Source organism: Streptomyces sp. SN-593, assembly GCF_016756395.1.
In the GTDB taxonomy this organism is placed as follows: domain Bacteria; phylum Actinomycetota; class Actinomycetes; order Streptomycetales; family Streptomycetaceae; genus Actinacidiphila; species Actinacidiphila reveromycinica.
Map to the genome: position 1 here is coordinate 1,901,050 of NZ_AP018365.1, position 20,648 is coordinate 1,921,697.

19 protein-coding genes, 1 pseudogene and 1 riboswitch are annotated in these 20,648 nt (G+C 74.8%); of the genes and pseudogenes, 9 read left to right on the forward strand and 11 right to left on the reverse strand.

Annotation, left to right across the window (positions count from 1 at the left end; genetic code table 11):
- Positions 1–3: 3 nt before the first annotated feature.
- The 4 genes from metF to RVR_RS07940 form a co-directional block, all read right to left on the reverse strand.
- Positions 4–924 (reverse strand): methylenetetrahydrofolate reductase [NAD(P)H], encoded by a 921-nt coding sequence (metF, locus tag RVR_RS07925; RefSeq protein ID WP_202233173.1) that lies wholly within the window; start codon positions 922–924, stop codon positions 4–6.
- 256 nt (positions 925–1,180) lie between these two features.
- Positions 1,181–1,846 carry a thiamine phosphate synthase gene (thiE, locus tag RVR_RS07930; protein ID WP_202233174.1) on the reverse strand — a complete coding sequence of 222 codons (666 nt, stop codon included), beginning with the start codon at positions 1,844–1,846 and terminating at the stop codon, positions 1,181–1,183.
- Between the two features lie 98 nt (positions 1,847–1,944).
- Complete coding sequence (locus RVR_RS07935; RefSeq protein ID WP_202233175.1) at positions 1,945–2,319, reverse strand: Rv2175c family DNA-binding protein; 375 nt, start codon at positions 2,317–2,319, stop codon at positions 1,945–1,947.
- Between the two features lie 112 nt (positions 2,320–2,431).
- Positions 2,432–3,643 carry an NAD(P)/FAD-dependent oxidoreductase gene (locus RVR_RS07940; RefSeq protein ID WP_272933064.1) on the reverse strand — a complete coding sequence of 404 codons (1,212 nt, stop codon included), beginning with the start codon at positions 3,641–3,643 and terminating at the stop codon, positions 2,432–2,434.
- A 98-nt stretch (positions 3,644–3,741) separates the two neighbouring features.
- A riboswitch (TPP riboswitch) is annotated at positions 3,742–3,854 on the forward strand.
- Here RVR_RS07940 and thiO point away from each other — a divergent pair.
- From thiO to RVR_RS07965, 5 genes are all read left to right on the forward strand, one after another.
- Positions 3,851–5,134 (forward strand): glycine oxidase ThiO, encoded by a 1,284-nt coding sequence (thiO, locus tag RVR_RS07945; RefSeq protein WP_202233176.1) that lies wholly within the window; start codon positions 3,851–3,853, stop codon positions 5,132–5,134. (Overlaps the previous riboswitch by 4 nt.)
- The gene (gene thiS / locus RVR_RS07950) at positions 5,131–5,337 is read left to right on the forward strand and encodes a sulfur carrier protein ThiS (RefSeq protein WP_202233177.1); all 207 of its coding nucleotides are present in this window, start codon (positions 5,131–5,133) and stop codon (positions 5,335–5,337) included. The genes thiO and thiS overlap by 4 nt, the downstream gene beginning before the upstream one ends.
- Before the next feature lie 95 nt (positions 5,338–5,432).
- Positions 5,433–6,176, forward strand: coding sequence for a thiazole synthase (locus tag RVR_RS07955; RefSeq protein ID WP_202238467.1), 744 nt, complete (start codon positions 5,433–5,435; stop codon positions 6,174–6,176).
- Between the two features lie 360 nt (positions 6,177–6,536).
- The gene (gene pknB / locus RVR_RS07960; protein ID WP_202233178.1) at positions 6,537–8,528 is read left to right on the forward strand and encodes a Stk1 family PASTA domain-containing Ser/Thr kinase; all 1,992 of its coding nucleotides are present in this window, start codon (positions 6,537–6,539) and stop codon (positions 8,526–8,528) included.
- 49 nt (positions 8,529–8,577) lie between these two features.
- Positions 8,578–9,462: a deoxyribonuclease IV gene (locus tag RVR_RS07965; RefSeq protein WP_202233179.1), complete on the forward strand. Its 885-nt coding sequence runs from the start codon at positions 8,578–8,580 to the stop codon at positions 9,460–9,462.
- Between the two features lie 40 nt (positions 9,463–9,502).
- On the opposite strand, the gene RVR_RS07970 is transcribed toward RVR_RS07965, so the two are convergent.
- Entirely contained in the window at positions 9,503–10,117 is a 615-nt protein-coding gene (locus tag RVR_RS07970; RefSeq protein WP_202233180.1) for a sulfite oxidase-like oxidoreductase, read from the reverse strand.
- A 178-nt stretch (positions 10,118–10,295) separates the two neighbouring features.
- Between RVR_RS07970 and bfr the strand changes: the two genes are divergently transcribed.
- Entirely contained in the window at positions 10,296–10,775 is a 480-nt protein-coding gene (gene bfr / locus RVR_RS07975; protein ID WP_202233181.1) for a bacterioferritin, read from the forward strand.
- Positions 10,776–10,812: 37 nt separating this feature from the next.
- Here bfr and RVR_RS07980 read toward each other — a convergent pair whose 3' ends face one another.
- Positions 10,813–11,118 carry a (2Fe-2S)-binding protein gene (locus tag RVR_RS07980; RefSeq protein ID WP_202233182.1) on the reverse strand — a complete coding sequence of 102 codons (306 nt, stop codon included), beginning with the start codon at positions 11,116–11,118 and terminating at the stop codon, positions 10,813–10,815.
- Between the two features lie 173 nt (positions 11,119–11,291).
- A complete protein-coding gene (locus RVR_RS07985) occupies positions 11,292–12,641 on the reverse strand; it encodes a class II 3-deoxy-7-phosphoheptulonate synthase (protein WP_202233183.1) in 1,350 nt (449 codons plus the stop codon).
- 315 nt (positions 12,642–12,956) lie between these two features.
- Between RVR_RS07985 and RVR_RS07990 the strand changes: the two genes are divergently transcribed.
- On the forward strand, positions 12,957–15,011 hold the full coding sequence (locus RVR_RS07990; RefSeq protein WP_202238468.1) for an anthranilate synthase family protein: 2,055 nt from the start codon (positions 12,957–12,959) through the stop codon (positions 15,009–15,011).
- 108 nt (positions 15,012–15,119) lie between these two features.
- Here the strand turns inward: RVR_RS07990 and RVR_RS07995 are convergent, their stop codons facing one another.
- The 4 genes and pseudogenes from RVR_RS07995 to RVR_RS08010 form a co-directional block, all read right to left on the reverse strand.
- Positions 15,120–15,749 carry a uridine kinase family protein gene (locus RVR_RS07995; RefSeq protein ID WP_202233184.1) on the reverse strand — a complete coding sequence of 210 codons (630 nt, stop codon included), beginning with the start codon at positions 15,747–15,749 and terminating at the stop codon, positions 15,120–15,122.
- A gap of 318 nt (positions 15,750–16,067) precedes the next feature.
- Positions 16,068–16,808 carry a response regulator gene (locus tag RVR_RS08000; protein WP_202233185.1) on the reverse strand — a complete coding sequence of 247 codons (741 nt, stop codon included), beginning with the start codon at positions 16,806–16,808 and terminating at the stop codon, positions 16,068–16,070.
- A 349-nt stretch (positions 16,809–17,157) separates the two neighbouring features.
- A pseudogene (gene macS, locus RVR_RS08005) lies at positions 17,158–18,285 on the reverse strand (MacS family sensor histidine kinase); the annotation flags it as partial.
- A gap of 192 nt (positions 18,286–18,477) precedes the next feature.
- Positions 18,478–19,218 carry a lysophospholipid acyltransferase family protein gene (locus RVR_RS08010; RefSeq protein WP_202233186.1) on the reverse strand — a complete coding sequence of 247 codons (741 nt, stop codon included), beginning with the start codon at positions 19,216–19,218 and terminating at the stop codon, positions 18,478–18,480.
- A gap of 138 nt (positions 19,219–19,356) precedes the next feature.
- On the opposite strand from RVR_RS08010, the gene RVR_RS08015 reads away from it, so the two are divergent.
- Positions 19,357–20,136: an alpha/beta hydrolase gene (locus RVR_RS08015; protein WP_202233187.1), complete on the forward strand. Its 780-nt coding sequence runs from the start codon at positions 19,357–19,359 to the stop codon at positions 20,134–20,136.
- The gene (locus tag RVR_RS08020) at positions 20,129–20,641 is read left to right on the forward strand and encodes a hypothetical protein (protein ID WP_202233188.1); all 513 of its coding nucleotides are present in this window, start codon (positions 20,129–20,131) and stop codon (positions 20,639–20,641) included. The genes RVR_RS08015 and RVR_RS08020 overlap by 8 nt, the downstream gene beginning before the upstream one ends.
- Positions 20,642–20,648: the final 7 nt, after the last annotated feature.

Below are 20,648 nucleotides of genomic sequence, written 5' to 3' on the forward strand. Positions count from 1 at the left end.
GGGTCACGCCGCCTGCTGGTGCAGCCCGAGGTTCTCGTAGATCTCCAGCGATGCGGTGGAGTGGTTAAGGGTAATGAAGTGGAGCCCCGGAATGTCCTCGGCCAGCAGCCGCCGGCACATCTCGGTGGTGAACTCGATGCCGATCGCCCGCACCGCCGCCGGGTCGTCCTGCACCGCGAGGAGGCGTTCGGCCAGGTCGGGCGGGAACGGGGCGTTGCCGAGCTGCGAGAACCGCTCGATCTGCCGGACGTTGGTGACCGGCATCACCTCGGGGATGATCGGCACGGTGCAGCCCGCCCGGTCCACCCGGTCCCGCAGCCGCAGGTACGCGTCCGGGTCGAAGAACATCTGGGTGATCGCGAAGTCGGCGCCGGCCCGGCACTTGTCGAGGAAGTGGCGGGTGTCCTCGGCCGGGTCGGTGGAGCGCGGGTGCATCTCGGTGAACGCCGCGACGCCCACGCAGAAGTCGCCCGACTCCTTGACCAGTCGCACCAGCTCGGCCGCGTAGGTCAGCCCCTGCGGGTGGGCCACCCACTCGCCCATCGGGTCGCCGGGCGGGTCGCCGCGCACCGCGAGGATGTTGCGGATGCCGGCGTCGGCGTACTGGCCGATGATGTTGCGCAGCTCGGCGACCGAGTGGTTCACCGCGGTCAGGTGGGCGCACGGGGTGAGGGTGGTGTCCGACACGATGCGGTCGGTGGCGCGCACGGTGCCCTCCCGGGAGGAGCCGCCCGCGCCGTAGGTGACCGACACGAAGGTCGGGCGTACCGCTTCGATCCGCCGGATCGCGTTCCACAGCGTGCGCTCGCCCTTCTCCGTCCGCGGCGCGGCGAACTCGAAGGAGTAGGAGCGGTGGCCGGACGCGAGCAGCTCACGGATCGTGGTCGCGCGGTCCGTACGTGTGGATGAAGTCCCCAGGGCCATGCAAGCAGGCTAACGTGTGGCGGCCACCACACGTTAGCGCGTCCCGCCGTCCCCGGGGGTGCCCCGCGCCCCTTTCCCGAGGTGCCCCGCCCCCGCCCCGGGGTGCCCGCTGCCGCGGAGGTCCGGCCGGCGGCCCGGGTGCGCCGGCGACAGCCCCTCGGGGCCGGTGGGACCCGCCCCGGCGTGGCGGGCTGGTCGCGCCGTTCCCCCGCGCCCCTCGGGGGCACCGCCTTCCGTGGGAGCGGGAGGGGCGCCGTCAGGCCGGCGAGGGCTCCGCGCGGCGGATCGTACGGGCCAGTGCGGCAGCGGCTTCGTAGGGGTCGGGGGCCTCCGTGATCGCGCGGACGACGACGATGCGGCGGGCGCCGGCGGCGAGGACCTCGGGAAGGTTGCCGAGGTCGATCCCGCCGATCGCGAACCAGGGCCGCGGGGTGCCGAGCGCGGCGGCGTGGCGCACCAGGTCCAGCCCGGGCGCGGGCCGCCCCGGCTTCGTCGGGGTCGGCCACACCGGACCGGTGCAGAAGTAGTCCGCCCCGGGCTCGACCGCCGCCGCGTCCACCTCCGCCTCGGCGTGGCAGGAGCGTCCGATCAGCACATCGGGCCCGAGCAGGGCGCGGGCCGCGGGCACCGGCAGGTCGTCCTGGCCCAGGTGGAGCACGTCCGCGCCGGCCGCGTGCGCGACGTCGGCGCGGTCGTTGACCGCGAGCAGCCTGCCATGGCGTTCGCACGCCTCGGCGAGCACGTCGAGCGCGGCCAGCTCCTGGCGGGCCTCGATCCCCTTGTCCCGGAGCTGGATGACGTCCACGCCGCCGCTCAGCGCCGCGTCCGCGAACGCGGCGAGGTCGCCGCGGGTGGTGCGCGCGTCCGTGCAGAGGTACAGCCGCGCGTCGGCGAGGCGGGCGGACGCAGTCGGGGTGGGCATCACGGGCTCCCGGGGTCGGTGCGCCCCGGGGCGGGCCGCCGCCGCGCGCGGACCCGGACGGGGTACGGGCGCGGCGGGCGGCCCGCGGCGGGCGCGGGCTACACGGCGAGCGCCTGCGCGCGGCGCTTCACCTCGGTCCCGCGATTCTCGCGCAGCGCGTTCGCCGGGGTGCCGGGCAGGGTCGGGTCGGGCGTGAAGAGCCACTCCAGGGCCTCGTCGTCCGTGAACCCGTCGTCCTTCAGGAGCGTCAGCGTGCCCGGCAGCCCCTTGACGATCTTCCCGTCCCCGATGAAGTCGCCCGGCACCATCAGGACCTTGTTCTCCCCGCGCCGGACCGCGATGAGCTGCCCTTCCTTGATCAGCGGCCGGATCCGGGTCACTTCCAGACCGAGACGCTCGGCGACCTCGGGCAGGGTGAGCCAGGAGGGGACGAGAGCGTCAATGCGTGCGTCAACCGACGAGTAAACAGTCACGGGACAAGCGTGCCACCTACGGCCGACAACCGCTCCCAGCGCTGAGCCGTCACGGTGCCGTGTACCGCCGGCCGCTCCGGACGGGCGGGACCACCGGCGGGGCCGGCGGCCGTCAGCGCGGCACGGCGGACTTCAGCGGCACCGCCGGGTCCGCGGCGAGCACCGGGTCCGGCGCGGAGCCCGCGGCGATCAGCTTCCGGGCCTGCGCCATGTCCCGCGGCCGGCCCACCGCCAGCACCGCCACCAGCACGCCGCGGCGCAGCCAGAGCACTGACCAGGAGCCGTCGGAGGGGTCCCCCCGGGAGATCAGCGTGTCCTCCTCCCGGTGGAACCCGGCGTACTGCACGAACCGCCCGAACTGCTCGGACCAGAAGTACGGCACCGGGTCGTACGCCTCCTCGCCGCCGAGCAGGTTCGCGGCGGCGGTGCGCGGGCCCTGGACCGCGTTGTCCCAGTGGTGGACGAGCAGCCGCCGGTTGTAGCGGGCCGAGGGGAAGGACGCGCAGTCGCCGACCGCGAACACGTCGGGCGCGGTGGTCCGCAGCCGCTCGTCCGCGCGCACGGCGCCCTGGGGGTCCAGGGTCACCCCGGAGCCGGCCAGCCAGCCGGTGGCGGGGCGGGCGCCGATCCCGACCACCACGGCGCCGGCCGCCAGCCGGCTGCCGTCGGCGAGCACCACCCCGCCGGCCTCGACCCCGGCCACGGTGGTGCCGGTCCGCAGGGTCACCCCCGCCTCGCCGTACCAGCCGGTCATGTGCGCGGTGACGGACGCGGGCAGCACACCGGCCAGCGGGCGGTCGGCGGCCTCCACCACCGTCACCTCGCAGCCGGCCTGCCGGGCCGCCGTCGCGAACTCCGCGCCGATCCAGCCGGCGCCGACCACCACGACGTGCTCGCGCCGTTCGAGCACGGGGCGCAGCGCGGCGGCGTCGTCCAGGGTGCGCAGCGGGTGCACGCCGGCCAGGCCGGCGGTGCCGGGCAGCACCACCGGGTAGGCGCCGGTGGCCAGGACGAGCGCGTCGTAGGCCACCAGGCCGGCGTCGGTGACCAGGTGGTGCTGTTCGGCGCGCAGCGCCTGCGCGTGCACCCCGAGCCGCAACTCCACGCCGAGCGCACGGAAGTCGACGTCGAAGCGCACGTCGGCCAGGGCGCCGCCCTCCGCGCCGAGGAGCACCGCCTTCGACAACGGCGGGCGGTCGTACGGCGGGTGCGGCTCGTCCCCGAGCAGGGTGACGGGGCCGCGCCAGCCCTGCTGGCGCAGTTCCACGGCCGTCTGCACGCCGGCCATGCCGGCCCCCACGATCACTGCGCGACGCTCGTCCACCGGGACACGTTAGCGCGTTGGCGCCGCGCCGGGGCGGGGTCCGCACGGCAGCCGAAGGCGGCGGCCGCCGGGAAGGGGCCCTCGGCTAAGCTGGCGGCAAGCGAATTCGCGGGAGCCCGGGCGCACCGGGCTGAGAGGGCGGCTGGCCGGCCGCCGACCGTACGAACCTGATCCGGGTCATGCCGGCGAAGGGAGCAGCGAAGACTCATGCGTACCCGAACAGCGGACGTCCTCGTCGTGGGGGGCGGCATCATCGGCCTGGTGACGGCGTGGCGCGCCGCCCAGCGCGGGCTGTCCACGGTGGTGGCCGACCCCTCGCCGGGCGGCGGCGCCGCCCACGTCGCGGCGGGGATGCTCGCCGCGGTCACCGAGTTGCAGTACGGCGAGCAGACACTGCTCGACCTCAACCTGGCGTCGGCGGCGCGGTATCCGGACCTCGTCGCGGAACTGGCCTCGGACACCGGCATGGACGCCGGGTACCGGCCGTGCGGCACCCTCGCGGTGGCGCTGGACGCGGACGACCGGGCGGACCTGCGCGACCTGCACGCCTTCCAGACCTCGCTGGGCCTGGCCGCGCAGTGGCTGAGCGGGCGGGAGTGCCGCCGGCTGGAGCCGCTGCTCGCCCCCGGGGTGCGCGGCGGGCTGCGGGTGGACGGCGACCACCAGGTCGACCCGCGCCGGCTGGCCGCGGCACTGCTGCGGGCCGCGGACGCGGCGGGCGCGGAGTTCGTCCGGGCGAAGGCGGCCCGGCTCCGATGCGCCGGCGACCGGGTCACGGGTGCCGAACTCGCGGACGGCACCCGGGTGTCGGCGGGCCGCACCGTGCTGGCCGCGGGCTGCGAGAGCGGCCGGATGCCGGGGCTGCCGCAGGACGCGCTGCCGCCGGTGCGGCCGGTGAAGGGGCAGATCCTGCGGTTGCGGATGCCGGCGGGGCAGGCGCCCTTCCTGTCCCGGACGGTGCGCGCGGTGGTCCGCGGCAGCCATGTCTACCTGGTGCCGCGGGAGAACGGCGAACTGGTCCTGGGCGCGACCAGCGAGGAGTTCGGCTGGGACACGGCGGTGACCGCGGGCGGGGTCTACCAGTTGCTGCGCGACGCGCACGACCTGGTGCCGGGCATCACCGAACTCCCGCTCACCGAGACGCTCGCGGGGCTGCGGCCGGGCTCCCCCGACAACGCGCCGCTGCTGGGCCCCTCGCCCCTGGACGGCCTGCTGCTGGCCACCGGGCACCACCGCAACGGCGTGCTGCTCACCCCGATCACCGGGGACGTGCTCGGCCATGTCCTGGACACCGGTGGACTCCCCGACTACGCCGCCCCGTTCGCGGTCGGACGGTTCGCCGCCGGAGCGGCGGGAACCGGGACGGCGGCGCCCGGCGCGGCGGGAAGCGGACGGCCCGGAACGCCGCCGGGCGGGACACCGCCGGGCGCGACGCCCCCGCTCGGCGCCGGACACGTCGGGGCGTCGGCCCGTGAGGAGCAGTCGGTATGACGATCACCGTGCTCGTCAACGGGGAGCGGCGCGCCCTGGAGGACCCGGTCGAACTCGGCGCTCTCGTCGCCCGGTTCACCTCGGCGCCCTCCGGGGTGGCCGCCGCGCTCAACGAGACCGTCGTGCCGCGCTCGCGCTGGGCGGCGACCCGGCTGGCCGAGGGCGACCGGGTGGAGATCCTCACCGCGGTCCAGGGAGGCTGAGCGTGGACACCACACGAACCGCGCCCTCCGAGGCGCCCGCGGGCGCCGGCGATCCGCTGCGCATCGGCGGCGTAGTCTTCGGGTCCCGCCTGATCATGGGCACCGGAGGGGCGCCGAGCCTCGACGTGCTGGAGCACGCGCTGCGCGCGTCCGGCACGGAGCTGACGACGGTCGCGATGCGGCGGATGGACCCGACCGCCAAGGGCTCGGTGCTCTCCGTGCTGGACCGGCTGGGCATCCGGGTGCTGCCGAACACGGCCGGGTGCTTCACCGCGGGCGAGGCGGTGCTCACCGCCCGGCTCGCCCGGGAGGCGCTGGGCACCGACTGGGTCAAGCTCGAAGTGATCGCCGACGAGCGGACGTTGCTGCCGGACCCGGTCGAACTCCTCGACGCGGCCGAGACGCTGGTGGACGACGGGTTCACGGTCCTCCCGTACACCAGTGACGACCCGGTGCTCGCCCGCAAGTTGGAGGACGTCGGGTGCGCCGCGGTCATGCCGCTCGGCTCGCCGATCGGGTCGGGGCTCGGCATCCGCAACCCGCACAACTTCCAGCTCATCGTGGAGCAGGCGTCCGTGCCGGTCGTCCTCGACGCCGGCGCCGGCACCGCGTCCGACGCCGCGCTCGCGATGGAGCTCGGGTGCGACGCGGTCATGCTCGCGTCCGCGGTGACCCGGGCGCAGCGGCCCGACCTGATGGCCGCGGCCATGCGGGACGCCGTCAACGCCGGCCGCCTCGCCCACCGGGCCGGCCGCATCCCCCGCAGGTACGGTGCCCTCGCCTCGTCCCCGGTCGACGGTGCGGCTTCCCTGGGGGCGCCCCCAGTCCCCCGCGCTTAGGGCGCCGCGCTCCCCCGCGCCCCGGCGGCCTGCTGAGCGCGCGGTTCCCCGCGCCCCTGGTCAGGAGCGCGGCGGGGATACCTCCCCGGCGAAGCTCTGGGGGGAGGAACCGCGCGCGCAACCGGCCGTCCGGGCGCGGGCCGGGGACGAGAGGGCAACCCCCGCGGCGGGGAGCCGCACCCCACGGGCACGAGAGAGCAACCGTCGCAGCGGGGAGCCGTGGGCCCGCGCCGGCGGGGGCCCACCCCGGAAGGAGGGCGCCCCCGGACGGTCACAACCGCGTAGCGAATCCGCACGGGTGGGACACATTGCGATCCACCCGCGCCGAACCGCACGAAGTGCCTCGTAGAATCGGTGGCCGTGGACACCAGCGTGCAGGACCCGCTTGTCGGGCAGGTGCTCGACGGGCGCTACCTGGTCGAGGGGCGTATCGCCGTCGGGGGGATGGCGACGGTCTACCGCGCCACGGACACCCGTCTGGACCGGGAACTCGCGCTGAAGGTGATGCACCCCAGCCTCGCCGACGACGCCGTGTTCGTGGAGCGCTTCATCCGCGAGGCGAAGGCGGTCGCGAAGCTGGCGCACCCGAACGTGGTGGGCGTCTTCGACCAGGGCACCGACGGCACGTACGTGTACCTCGCGATGGAGTACGTGGCCGGCTGCACGCTCCGCGACGTCCTGCGCGAGCGCGGCGCACTCCAGGTGCACGCCGCCCTGGACATCCTGGAACCGGTGCTCGCGGCGCTCGGCGCGGCCCACCGCGCGGGCCTGGTGCACCGCGACATGAAACCCGAGAACGTGCTGATCGGCGACGACGGCCGGGTGAAGGTCGCCGACTTCGGCCTGGTCCGGGTGATCGACACGAAGACGAGCGCGTCGACCGGCGCGGTGCTCGGCACCGTGTCGTACCTGGCACCGGAGCAGATCGGCCACGGCACCGTGGACCAGCGCGCCGACGTGTACGCCTGCGGCGTGGTGTTGTACGAGATGCTGGCCGGCCGCAAGCCGTACGACGGCGACACCCCGGTGAAGGTGATGTACCAGCACGTCAACGAGGACGTGCCGGCCCCCTCCGCTGCCGTGCCGACCGTGCCGCCGCTGCTGGACGCCCTGGTGGCGCGGGCCTGCGCCCGCCCGCAGCAGGAGCGCCCGGCGGACGCGGTGGAACTGCTCGCGGAGGTCCGCACGGCACGGGCCGCGCTGTCCGCGGAGGAACTGGACGCGCTGCCGGGCGGCCCGGCGGCCCGGCCGTCCGGGCCCGTGGCGGTGCCGGGGGCCGAGCCGTCGGACACGGTGCCCGCGGCCGGGACCACCGGGACTGCCGGGACCGCCGGGACGCCGCCGCCCGGCTCCGAGGAGCCCACCAGCGTCGTGGCGCTCCCCGAGGACGCCCTCACCGACCGCACCGCCCGCCTGATGCCGCCCGCCCCGGCGCCCGACGACCCTCCCGCCGCCCCGGCGGCCGGGTGGTTCCGCTCGCGCCGCGGCCCGCTCGCCGTGCTCGTCGCCCTCCTGGTCGTGCTCGGCGTCGGCGCCGGCGTCTGGTACATCAACGACGGCCAGTTCACGACCGTCCCCGGTGTGCTGTCGCTGCCGCAGGCGAAGGCGGAGCAGAAGCTGGACCGGGCCGGCCTGGACAGCAAGGTGAAGCAGGGCTTCTCGCTGACGGTGCCGCGCGGCAGCGTGATCGCCACCGACCCCTCCCCCGGCCGGCGCATCCGCGGCAACGGCACGGTGACGCTGACGGTCTCCAAGGGCCCCCAGCACGTCCGGGTGCCCGACGTCGCCGGGCGCGACCTGGCCACCGCCCGCAAGGAGATCAAGGAAGCGAGCCTGGTGCCGAGCACGGTCACCGAGTCGTTCAGCGACGACGTGCCGCGCGGCAGGGTGGTCGCCACCGATCCGGCGGGCACCACCCAGCTCGACCCGGGCACCCGCGTCGCGATCACCGTCTCGCGCGGCAGGCCGGTCGACGTCCCGGACGTGGTCGGCGAGTCGGTCACCGACGCGCAGCAGGACCTGGAGGCGGCCGGGCTGAAGGTGGTGCTCGCGCCGGGCAAGGTCTTCTCCGACGTGGCCGACAAGGACAAGGTCGCGCTGGTGTCCCCGGGCAAGGGCAGCCAGGTCGCCCGGGGCGACTCGGTGACGATCACCGTCTCCAAGGGCCAGCAGCAGTTCCCGGTGCCGGACGTGACCGGGAAGAGCTCGGGCGACGCGAAGAAGATCCTCCAGGCCGCGGGCTTCGACGTCCGCGTGATCAACGTCTTCTTCGGCAGCACCGTCTTCAGCCAGTCGCCCGACGGCGGCAGCCAGGCGCCGAAGGGCGCCACGATCACCCTCTGGGTGCGCTGAGACCGGTGGCGGACCCGCACGGACACGAGCACGGACGAGTGACGCACCAGTGAACGACCAGACGACGGCTCCCGGCCGCCTGCGCAACCCGGTCGGCGCCCACGTGCCGGTGGCGGGCGGCCTGGCCGCCAAGGGCCTGGCCTACGCCGAGCAGCTCGGCGCGGAGGCGGTGCAGGTCTTCGTGGCGAACCCGCGGGGCTGGGCGACCGGCCCGGGCGAACCGGCGCAGGACGAGGAGTTCCGCGCCCGCTGCGCCGAGGCGGGGCTGCCCGCGTACGTCCACGCGCCCTACCTGATCAACTTCGGCTCGCACACCCCGGAGACCGTCGACCGCTCGGTGGCGTCGCTGCGGCACTCGCTGCGCCGCGGGCGGCGGATCGGCGCGCTCGGGGTCGTGGTGCACACCGGTTCGGCCACCGGCGGGCGCGACCGCGGCACGGCGCTGGCGCAGGTACGGGAGCGGATGCGGCCGCTGCTGGACGAGCTGACGCACGACGACGACCCGTGGCTGCTGCTGGAGTCGACCGCCGGGCAGGGCTCCTCGCTGTGCTCCCTCGCCGAGGACCTGGGGCCGTACCTCGACGCGCTGGACCGGCATCCGCGGGTCGGGCTGTGCCTGGACACCTGCCACGTGTTCGCGGCCGGGCACGACCTCGCGGCTCCCGGCGGGGTGGGCCGCGCGTTCGCGGAGATCGAGCAGGCGGCGGGGGCCGGGCGGCTCCGGCTGATCCACGCGAACGACTCGAAGGCGGGGTGCGGAGCGCACCTGGACCGCCACGAGAACATCGGTGCCGGGCGGATCGGGGCCGCCGCCTTCCGCGAGATCCTGGCCCATCCGGCGACCGCCGGGGTGCCCCTGGTCATCGAGACCCCGGGCGGGGTGGAGGGCCACGCCTCGGACGTGAAGCTGCTGAAGTCGCTGCGACCGGAGTAGGGCCTCCCGTCCGGATCTGCGCGGCCTCGCGTCCGGCCGCTCAGAGCTCGGGGCCGTCGCCCGGGGCCTCCTGGAAGGAGTAGCGCTGCTCGCTCCAGGGGTCGCCGAGGTTGTGGTAGCCGCGCTCCTCCCAGAAGCCGCGGCGGTCGGCCGTCATGTACTCGATGCCGCGCACCCACTTGGGCCCCTTCCAGGCGTAGCGCCGGGGCACGACCAGGCGGACGGGGAAGCCGTGCTCCGCGGTGAGCGGCTGGCCGCCCGCGTGGGTGGCGAAGATGGTGAGGTCGTCGAGGAAGTCCTCGATGCGCAGGTTGGAGCTGAAGCCGTATTCGGCCCAGACCATGACGTGGGTGACGTCCTCGGCCGGCGGCGCGAGCCGGGCGATCGTGGCGGCCGCGACCCCGCCCCACTCCATCCCGGTCATCGAGAACTTGGTGACGCAGTGGAAGTCGGCGACCACGGTGGTGTAGGGGAGCGCGGAGAACTCGTCGTGGTTCCACACCGGCCGGGCGCCGTGCGCGGTGGCGCCGAAGACCCGGAAGTCCCAGCGCTCGGGGCGGAAGCGCGGCACGGGGCCGTAGTGGGTGACGGGCCAGCCCCGCTGGAGCCGCTGCCCCGGGGGGAGCTGCCCCTCCGGATGCTCGTGCCGACCCATGCCTCCATGGTGACAGACCGGGCGGCATGTTCTCGCCATCTGCCGCCGCCGCCCGCCCCGACCAGCGCTTTCACCCCCGCGGGCGGCGACACCGTAAGCGTGCACTTACTGGATCGGATCGCTGTGCGGTGCAAGGATGCGCGGACCCAAAGGGCCCGAGCGGAAGGACGGCGTTGCCATGCAGGGCGACCCCGAGGTCATCGAGTTCCTCAACGAGCAGTTGACGGCCGAGCTGACCGCGATCAACCAGTACTTCCTGCACGCGAAGATGCAGGACAACTTCGGGTGGACGAAGCTCGCCAAGAACACCCGCGCCGAGTCCTTCGACGAGATGCGGCACGCGGAGATCATCACCGACCGCATCCTGCTGCTGGAGGGGCTGCCGAACTACCAGCGGCTCTTCCACGTGCGGGTGGGGCAGACGGTGACGGAGATGTTCCAGGCCGACCGGTTGGTCGAGGTGGAGGCGATCGACCGGCTGCGGCGCGGCATCGATCTGATGCGCTCGAAGTCCGACGTCACCTCGGCGCGGCTGTTCGAGGACATCCTCAAGGACGAGGAGCACCACATCGACTACCTGGACACGCAGCTCGGGCTGATCGAGAAGCTGGGCGAACCGCTCTACCTCGCGCAGCAGATCGAGCAGCCGGAGAGCTGACCGGTCCGCCGCGCACCCGGGGGGTGCGGCCGGACGCTCAGGCGGCGCGGCGCAGCGGCGCGGGCAGGTCGGGCGGCACCGGCGCGGGGGCGGCCGCGGGCTGGAGCGGAAGGGCGGGGGCCGGCGGCGCCGCGGCCGGTCCGGCCGGGGCCTTCGGCTCCAGCCGGGTCCGGGTCGCGCAGCCGTCACCGCGTCCCAGGACCGCCTGGATGCGCTTGACGCAGGAGCCGCAGTCGGTGCCGGCCTTGCAGGCGGAGGCGATCTGGCGCGGTGTGCACCGGCCCTCTTCGGCGTGCTGCTTGACCTGCTGCTCGGTGATGCCGAAGCAGGAGCAGACGTACACGCGGTCACCGCCGATCGAGGGCCAGGAGCTGAGGTAATCCTTACCTTACCCAGAGGGCCGAGCGGAAGAAAAGGCGGAAGGGGCGCGTATCGGTGTGACACGCGCCCCTTCCGGCTCTGCCCGGTCGGCCACGACGGGCCCCCGGGCCCGGCGGGCGGCCGCCGGACGGGCGCCTACTGGCCCCGGTACATCTCGGCGACCAGGAACGCCAGGTCCAGCGACTGGCTGCGGTTGAGCCGCGGGTCGCACGCCGTTTCGTACCGCTGGTGCAGGTCGTCGACGAAGATCTCGTCGCCGCCGCCGACGCACTCGGTGACGTCGTCGCCGGTGAGCTCCACGTGGATGCCGCCGGGGTGGGTGCCCAGGCCGTGGTGGACCTCGAAGAAGCCCTTGACCTCGTCCAGGACGTCGTCGAAGCGGCGCGTCTTGTGGCCGGAGGCGGCCTCGAAGGTGTTGCCGTGCATCGGGTCGCTGACCCACACCACCTTCGCGCCGGAGGCGGTGACCTTCTCCACCAGCGTCGGCAGCTTGTCGCGGACCTTGTCCGCGCCCATCCGCACCACGAAGGTGAGGCGGCCCGGCACCCGGTCCGGGTCGAGCCGGTCGATGTAGGAGAGCGCCTCCTCCGGGGTGGTGCCCGGGCCGAGCTTCACGCCGATCGGGTTGCCGATCCGCGAGGCGAACTCGATGTGCGCCCCGTCGAGCTGCCGGGTCCGCTCGCCGATCCAGAGCATGTGCCCGGACACGTCGTAGAGCTTGCCGGTGCGCGAGTCGGTACGGGTCAGCGCCGTCTCGTAGTCGAGCAGCAGCGCCTCGTGGGAGGCGTAGAACTCGACCGTGCGGAACTCCGCCGGGTCGGTGCCGCAGGCGGCCATGAAGGTCAGCGCGCGGTCGATCTCGCGGGCCAGCGCTTCGTACCGCTGGCCGGACGGGGAGGACTTCACGAAGTCCTGGTTCCAGGCGTGCACCTGGCGCAGGTCGGCGTAGCCGCCGGTGGTGAAGGCGCGCACCAGGTTCAGCGTGGAGGCGGAGGTGTGGTACATCCGCTTCAGCCGCTGCGGGTCCGGGACGCGGGCCTCGGCGGTGAACTCGAAGCCGTTCACCGAGTCGCCGCGGTAGGTCGGCAGCGTGACGCCGTCGCGGGTCTCGGTCGGCTTGGAGCGCGGCTTGCTGTACTGCCCGGCGATCCGGCCGACCTTCACCACCGGCACCGACGCGGCGTAGGTGAGCACCGCTCCCATCTGGAGCAGCGTCTTGAGCTTGTTGCGGATCTGGTCCGCGCCCACGGCGTCGAACGCCTCGGCGCAGTCGCCGCCCTGGAGGAGGAACGCCTTGCCCTCGGCCACGTCGGCCATCCGGGCGCGCAGCTGGTCGCACTCGCCGGCGAAGACCAGCGGCGGATACGAGGCGAGTTCGGCGATCACGTCGCGCAGAGCCTCGGGGTCCGGCCATTCGGGCTGCTGCGCCGCGGGAAGAGACTGCCAGGTGTTGGTCCCGGCATGGGTTTCGGCATTCACGGTCACGGGTCCCACACTACGGGGTCGGGTGCGCCCCGGATCGGTCCGCTCAGTGGATGAGACGTCCCGCCGTCCGCCGCGGACGGCCGGCGCCGCGGTGCGATAGGGTCGGTGCCATGACCGCGATGATCACTCGCACCACCCAGCACTCCTGCTGGCGGACCGCTTCTCCGGCGGCCCGCTAGACATCGCGCGCAGAACCACTTCGCGAAGGCCGCCCCGAGGGCGGCCTTCGGTGTTTCCGGGTCCGGCCGCCCTTCCCGTCCGTCGCCCGCCGAGAACGTCGAGGACGTCATGGATGCCATGGACGCCATGGACGCCATGGACGTCGAGACCGTCGAGGAAGGAAGACCCGCCGTGCCCCTCTCCGCCCCGCCACCCAGCGCCGCCGAGCTCGTGGAGCGCCTGCTCAGCCCCGGTTGCCCGCCGTTCGCCCTGCTGCACCGCCGCACCCCCGGCCGCCCGCAGGACGTGGTGGAGGTGCTGCTCGGCCCGGTCGAGCACGCCGACACCCTCGCCGACATCCCGCTGCCCTCAGGCGCGCCCGGCGCTCCCGTCACCGACGCGCTGGCCCTGGTGCCCTACCGGCAGATCCGCGAGCGGGGCTTCGACGTCCACGACGACGGCACCCCGCTGGCCGTGCTGCGCCCGCGGGAGGCGTACGAACTCCCGCTCGCCGACGTGCTCGCGGCGCTGCGGACGCTGCCGTCCGGGAGCGCGGTGCGGGTGGAGGGCGGCGCGTTCGACGTGGACGACGACGCGTACGCGCGGATCGTGCGGCGGGTGATCGACGACGAGATCGGGCGCGGCGAGGGCGCCAACTTCGTGATCCGGCGCACCTTCCGCGGCTTCGTCCCGGACTTCGGGCCGGCGGCGGTGCTGGAGCTGTTCGGCCGGCTGCTGCACGGCGAGCGGGGCGCGTACTGGACGTACACCGTGCACACCCCCGAGCGGACGCTGGTCGGCGCCAGTCCCGAGGTCCACGTGCGGGTGGCGGGCGGCACCGTGGTGATGAACCCGATCAGCGGCACCTACCGCTACCCGGCGCAGGGGCCGACCGCCGAGGGGCTGCTGGAGTTCCTGCACGACCCGAAGGAGGTGGAGGAGCTGACCATGGTGGTGGACGAGGAGCTGAAGATGATGTGCACGGTCGGCGACCTCGGCGGGGTCGTGATCGGGCCGCGGCTGAAGGAGATGGCGCACCTCGCGCACACCGAGTACGAACTGCGCGGGCGCTCCAGCATGGACGTCCGGGAGGTGCTGCGCGAGACGATGTTCGCCGCCACCGTCACCGGGTCGCCGGTGCAGAACGCCTGCCGGGTCATCGAGCGGTACGAACCGCGCGGCCGCGACGGCGCCGGGCGGGGCTACTACGCCGGCGCGCTCGCGCTGGTCGGACGGGACGCGGGCGGCGCGCAGACGCTGGACTCGCCGATCCTGATCCGCACCGCCGACATCTCCCCCGGCGGCGAGCTGAAGGTGCCGGTCGGGGCCACCCTGGTACGGCACTCCGACCCGTACGCCGAGGTCGCCGAGACGCACGCGAAGGCCGCCGGGGTGCTCACCGCCCTCGGGGTGCTGGCCCCGTCCGCCGGAGCCCGGCGGCCGGAGCCCGCGCCGGGGTCCGACCCGGGCACGGCCGCGCCCCGGCTGGCCGACGACATCCGGGTCCGGGCGGCGCTGGACGCCCGGCGCTCCCGCCTCGCCCCCTTCTGGCTGCGGATGCGGACCGGCGCCCCGGTGCCCGCGGAGGCCGCGGCCGGCGGGCCGGTGCTGGTGGTGGACGCCGAGGACACCTTCACCGCGATGCTCGCGCACGTGCTGCGCTCCTCCGGCCGGACGGTGGCCGTACGGCGCTACGACGAGCCCGGCTTGCGGGAGGCGGCGCTCGCCCACCACGGGCCCGTGGTGCTCGGGCCCGGCCCCGGCGACCCGGCGGACACCGCCGACGCCAAGATGCGGTTCCTGCGCGCGCTGACCGCCGACCTGGTGCGCGACCACGCGCACGGACTGCTCGGGGTGTGCCTGGGCCACGAGCTGATCGCGGCCGAACTGGGACTGGACCTGGCCCGCAAGGACCACCCGGCGCAGGGCGCGCAGGAGGTGGTCGACTTCTTCGGCCGCCGGACGACGGTCGGCTTCTACAACACCTTCACGGCGCGCTGCGACGCCGACGCCGCGGAGGAACTGGCCATGCACGGCATCGAGTTGAGCCGGGACCCGGGCAGCGGGGACATCCACGCGCTGCGCGGCCCGGGCTTCGCGGGCATCCAGTTCCACCCCGAGTCGGTGCTCTCGCTCGACGGCGCCTCCCTGGTCGCCGGGCTGCTCGACCACGTCGGCGCCACGTCCCGCGCGGTGCGGCCGCCGGTGTAGGTGCGGCGGCGGGCGTTCCGGGCCGCCCCGCGCACGTCGGCGGGGCGGTTCGGAGCCGACCGCCGGGATCCCGGAGACCTGGAAACCCGGAACGCCGGAACGCCGGGATCAGACGGCCAGCGGACGGGCGTGCGGGGCGCGGTCGGGGGCGAACGCGAGCACGTCGCCGACCAGGTGCGCGACGCCGCTGAGCAGGCCCTCCTCCGAGGTGGTGCCGTCCAGCACCAGGTCGGCCCGGTCCCGCGCGGGGGCGACGTACTCCGCGTGCCGTTCCCGCCCGCTGAGCAGGTAGTTGCGCAACGACACCCCCGGGTCCTGGCCGAACACCTCGATCTTGCGGAGGATCTTGCGGGCCAGCCGGATGTCGTCGGGCGTGTCCACGTAGACCCGCCAGGTGGCCCGCTCGGCGACCGCGCGCAGCGTCAGCGCGAACAGGCCCTCCACGACCACGAGGCGGTACCGCCCGCAGGAGGCCGCCGCGTCGATCGCGACGGCGACGGCGTCCTCGTCGATCGAGCCGGGATGGTTCCAGTCGAGCGTCTCCGCCCCGGTCGCGCTCAGCGTGCGCACCCCGCGGTGCGGGTCGTGCGCGGGCACGTAGAAGTCGTCGAGGTGGACGAGACCGACGGTCTCGGGATGATGCCGCGCCAGCGCCTCGGCAAGGGTCGACTTACCGGAAGCGGTGCCGCCTGCGACCGCGAGTACGGGCACCGGGTGCCCTCCCACAACACCCGTCATACCGGGCGCTCCTCAAGGTGCTCAGAAAGGTGGGGACGAAGACGAGAAAGGGACAGCCAAAGCGGCCGGACATGCCGGGTGGAGGGATCGTAGGGCGCACGAGCGGCCTTCGGCAAGCGCCCTCCCGCGCCGCGCCGCCGCGTGCGCGACACGCCCGCCGACCTGCCCGTCCGCGGGGCTCGCGCCGACGGGCGCCATGGGCGGTGTGTACCGGTTCCGGCGGGGCCGGACGGGCCGGGAAGCCGCTCGGCGCCGGGGCGGCGCGGCGCCGGGCGTCGGGCCCCCGGGCCCCGCGGGTCGGCCCCCGGTGCCCGATGGTCAGGCGCCGCCGTCCCCGCGGGCACCGGTCCCGGCGCCGTCCGCGTCCCCGTCGTCGAGCCCGCGGGCGATCGCGTAGCGGACCAGCTCCACCCGGTTGTGCAGTTGGAGCTTGCCGAGGGTGTTCTGCACGTGGTTCTGCACGGTGCGGTGCGAGATGACCAGCCGCTGGGCGATCTGCTTGTAGCTCAGGCCCTTCGCGACCAGCCGCAGCACCTCCGTCTCCCGCTCGGTCAGCCGCGGGGCGGCCGGCTCGTCGGCCTCGGCCGGCGGCGGCTCGGTGGCGAGCCTGCGGTACTCCCCCAGCACCAGCCCGGCCAGGCCGGGGGTGAAGACCGGGTCGCCGGCCGAGGTGCGGCGCACCGCGTCCACCAGTTCGGTCCGCCCGGCGGACTTCAACAGGTACCCCGTCGCACCGGACTTGACCGCCTCCAGCACGTCGGTGTGCTCGCCGCTGGCCGACAGCACGAGCACCCGCAGCGCCGCGTCGTGCGCCATCGCCTCCTTGCACACCTGCACGCCGGACGCGCCGGGCAGGTTCAGGTCCAGGACGAGCACCTGCGGGCGGGCCGCGCGGGCCCGGCGGATCGCCTCGGGTCCGTCGCCCGCGGTGGCGACCACCTCGAAGCCGGCCTCGGCGAGGTCGCGGGCGACCGCGTCCCGCCACATCGGATGGTCGTCGACGACCATCACCGTCACGGGCCGGTCGGGTCCGGTGTGCTCGGCGGTGCCGAGGGTCATGGCGTGGGTCCTCCCCCGTCGGTCCGGCCGGCGCGGGCACCGGCCGGTTCGGTGCGTACGGCCGAGGCTACCGGGCCGGCGGGGGGACGCCCCGGCCCGGACGCCCGCCGGGCACGACGCCGGCACGGGCGCCGTCCCCACCGGAAGCGGCCTGACCGGGCCCCGCCCCCGGCTCGGCGCCGTCCGGCCGCGAGTCGGCCGGGTCCGCCGGCGAAACCGCGGCACCCGCACGCACATCCCCGTCGTCCGCCCCCGGTTCGGCGCCGTCCGGCCGCGGAGGCGCGGCATCCGCGAGGGCCGGCCGCCGGGGCGCGGGAGTCCGGGGCGGGGCGGGATGGCGGGGGCGTGCCGCCTTCGGCAGGCGCAGTTCCACCTCCGTGCCCTGGCCGGGCACGGAGAGCAGCTCGGCGTCGCCGCCCAGGTCGCGCAGCCGGCCCCGGATCGACTGGGCGACGCCCAACCGCCCCTCCTCCGCCGCGGCGGCGAGCCGCCCCGCCGGGATGCCCGGGCCGTCGTCCCGCACGGTCACCAGCACCGCGTCCGGCTCGTCCTCCAGCAGGATCCACGCGTGCGCCCGCTCGCCGGCGTGGCGGCGCACGTTGTCCAGTGCCGCGCCGACCGCCGCGGCCAGCTCGGCCGCCGCCGGCGGGTCCAGCGGCACCGGCGTGCCCGGCGCCGAGACCGTGACGCGCCCGGAGGCGTACCGGGACAGCAGCGGCCGCAGGTCGGCGGGGCCGCAGGGGGCGGACGGGCCGCCGCCACCCGCCGGCTCCGGCGGTGGCGTGCCCGAGACCAGCGAGCGCAGCGCCACCTCCTGCTCCCCGGCCAGCCGGCCGAGTTCCGCGGCCTCGCCACCCGCCTGGTCGCCGCGGCGCTGCACCATCGCCAGCACCTGGAGGACGTTGTCGTGGATGTCGCGGGCCAGCCGTTCCCGCTCGCGGGTGGCCGCCTCGATCTGGAGTGCCCGCGCGAGGGTGCGCTCGCTCGCCCGGGCCACCTCCACGACGTAGCCGATGGCGATCGCCGCGATCCACACCAGCACCAGGTTGTGCAGGGTCTCCGGGCTGGCGGTGCCGCGCTCGACCAGGTCGGCGGCGGCGACCACGGACGCGGCGGGCGCGGCCCAGCGCCAGCCGCCCTTGATCGCCCACGCCAGCACCGCGCCGGCGGTCCAGATCGACGGCAGCGTGAAGGCCCCGGACTCTATCCGCGCGGGCGCGTCCACCACGGACGTCAGCAGCACCCCGGTCACCGCGACCACGAGGTCGGCCACCAGGAACGGCGGGGTGCAGCGCTCCGCGTTCCTCAGCAGGCCCAGCGTGGCGAAGGTCCACACCACCAGGACGCCCATGTACACGCCGCCCGGCAGCGGGTGGCGCAGCCCGCCGTACGCGTGGACGTACAGCGCGACGGCGTAGCCGCACGTCAGTACCCGGTACGCGGCCAGCGCCCGCCACAGCGGCAGCTCCACCGACATCTTCACGGCCACGGAATCCTCTCCCCCGGTCCGCCAAGTCTGCACGGTCCCGGCGGACTTCCCGACCACGGACCACGGACCACGGACCACGCGCCGGCGCGACGGCCCGGCACCGGGCCCGAGCGCGGAGCACCGTACACCGAGCCGTACACCGTGCCCGGAGCGCCGCCGCGCCCGGTCCCGGCCGCCGCCCTACGAGCGCGGGCCGCCGTGCTCGGTCTTCGCCGCCTCTGCCTGCGCCTTCGCCGCCTCGGCGATCTGCCGCTTCGCGGCCGTCGCGTAGATGTCCACGTACTCCTGCCCGGACAGCTTCATGATCTCGTACATCACCTCGTCGGTGACCGAGCGGAGGATGAACCGGTCCTGCTCCATGCCCTGGTAGCGGGAGAAGTCCAGCGGGCGGCCGATCCTGATGCCCGGGCGGATGGAGAGCTTCGGCCTGACCTGGCCCACCGGCTGGACCTTCTCGGTGTCGATCATGGCCACCGGGATGACGGGCGCGCCGGTGGCGAGCGCGACGCGGGCCAGGCCGCCCGGTTTGCCGCGGTAGAGCCGCCCGTCGGGCGAGCGGGTGCCCTCGGGGTAGATCCCGAACAGCTCGCCGCGCTCCAGTACCGCTATCCCGCTGTTGATCGCGGCCTCGCCGGCGCCGCGCGCTCCCGAGCGGTCCACCGGGAGCTGCCCGACGCCCTTGAAGAACGCGGCCGTCAGCTTCCCCTTCACCCCGGGCGTGGTGAAGTACTCCGCCTTGGCGATGAACGTGACCTGCCGGTCGAGCACCGAGGGCAGGAAGAAGGAGTCCGAGAAGGACAGGTGGTTGCTGGCGAGGATCGCCGGACCCTCCGCCGGGATGTTCTCCAACCCCTCCACCCACGGGCGGAAGACAGCCTTGATCGGCTTGCCGAGAACGATCTTCATCGCACCGTAGAACAACGGGGCCTCCTGTAGCCGTCGCGATGACCTTAACCCGCGCGGGGCCCGGTGGGGCTTACCCCTGGGGATCGGGTCCGCGTACGCTGAACGTCCGACTCCCGTGTACCCGGGTACGCGTCGTTGAACAGGAGATGGCCGATGCCGCTCATGCCCGGAGCCGAACCGTATCGCCACGAAGGCGGCGAGACCGGCGTCCTGATCTGCCACGGTTTCACCGGAAGCCCCCAGTCGATGCGGCCGTGGGCCGAGTACCTGGCGGACCGCGGGCTGACCGTCTCGGTGCCACTGCTGCCCGGACACGGCACCCGCTGGCAGGACATGCAGGCCACCGGCTGGCCGGACTGGTACGCCGAGGTGGACCGCGAGCTGCGGTCGCTGCTCGCCTCCTGTTCCCGGGTGTTCGTGTGCGGCCTGTCCATGGGCAGCACCCTGGCGCTGCGGCTCGCCGAGAAGCACGGTTCCGCGCTCAGCGGGATCGTGCTGGTCAACCCGTCGGTGAAGGCCGACGGGCTGCCGATCAAGGCGACACCGCTGCTGCGCCACGTCCTGCCGTCGGTACCGGGCATCGCCAGCGACATCGCCCGCGAGGGCTCCGAGGAACTCGGCTACGCCCGGGTCCCGACGCGCGCCCTGCACTCGCTGACCAGGTTCTGGCCGGTGGTGCGGGCGGCGCTGCCCCAGGTCACCCAGCCGGTGCTGCTGCTGCACAGCCGGCAGGACCACGTGGTGCACCCGTCCAACTCGGCGCTGGTGCTGGCGAGGATCTCCTCGACCGACGTCACCGAGCACGTCCTGGAGCGCAGTTACCACGTCGCCACGCTCGACCACGACGCCGAGCGGATCTTCGACGCGTCGTACGCGTTCATCCGGCGGCTGTCCGCGGCCACGGCGGCCGAGGAGGTCACCGCAGGTGGCTGACGCCGATCGCGAGGACGAGGGCGCGGCACCGCTCGACGAGGAGGCCGTCTGGGCGGCCCTGATCGCCGGATACGACGAGGAGCCCGAACCCGGCGCCCGGTCCTGGCCCGAGGCCGAGAACGTGCCGCAGGAGCCGCCGAAGGCGCCGCCGGCCGAGGACCCCGCGGCCGTCACCCCGCCGCAGACCCGCAGCATCGTCATCCACCCGGTGATCTCCGGCCCGCGGGACTACGGCGTGGACGACGAGGACGACGAGGACGCGCACTACGTCCCGCCGGAGCCGCCGCCGCTGCCCGAGGCCGACGTCACCACCAAGTTCGCCTGGATCGCGGTGGTCGGCGGGCCGCTGCTGCTGTTCGCTTTCGTCCTGCTCCAGCTCGACCTGGCGTGGTGGGTGGTCCTGGTCGGGGCCGGCGGGTTCGTCGGCGGGTTCGCCACGCTCGTGGCACGCATGCGCACCGGCGACGAGGACGACGACCGCCCGGACGGCGGCGCGGTCGTCTGACCGCCCG

Excerpts from the sequence above, each read along its gene's own strand:
- metF (WP_202233173.1), bottom strand. The coding sequence starts at position 924 with ATGGCCCTGGGGACTTCATCCACACGTACGGACCGCGCGACCACGATC.
- thiE (WP_202233174.1), bottom strand. The coding sequence starts at position 1,846 with ATGCCCACCCCGACTGCGTCCGCCCGCCTCGCCGACGCGCGGCTGTAC.
- thiO (WP_202233176.1), top strand. The coding sequence starts at position 3,851 with ATGCGTACCCGAACAGCGGACGTCCTCGTCGTGGGGGGCGGCATCATC.
- thiS (WP_202233177.1), top strand. The coding sequence starts at position 5,131 with ATGACGATCACCGTGCTCGTCAACGGGGAGCGGCGCGCCCTGGAGGAC.
- RVR_RS07955 (WP_202238467.1), top strand. The coding sequence starts at position 5,433 with ATGGGCACCGGAGGGGCGCCGAGCCTCGACGTGCTGGAGCACGCGCTG.
- RVR_RS07970 (WP_202233180.1), bottom strand. The coding sequence starts at position 10,117 with ATGGGTCGGCACGAGCATCCGGAGGGGCAGCTCCCCCCGGGGCAGCGG.
- bfr (WP_202233181.1), top strand. The coding sequence starts at position 10,296 with ATGCAGGGCGACCCCGAGGTCATCGAGTTCCTCAACGAGCAGTTGACG.
- RVR_RS07990 (WP_202238468.1), top strand. The coding sequence starts at position 12,957 with ATGGACGTCGAGACCGTCGAGGAAGGAAGACCCGCCGTGCCCCTCTCC.
- RVR_RS07995 (WP_202233184.1), bottom strand. The coding sequence starts at position 15,749 with ATGACGGGTGTTGTGGGAGGGCACCCGGTGCCCGTACTCGCGGTCGCA.
- RVR_RS08000 (WP_202233185.1), bottom strand. The coding sequence starts at position 16,808 with ATGACCCTCGGCACCGCCGAGCACACCGGACCCGACCGGCCCGTGACG.
- RVR_RS08015 (WP_202233187.1), top strand. The coding sequence starts at position 19,357 with ATGCCGCTCATGCCCGGAGCCGAACCGTATCGCCACGAAGGCGGCGAG.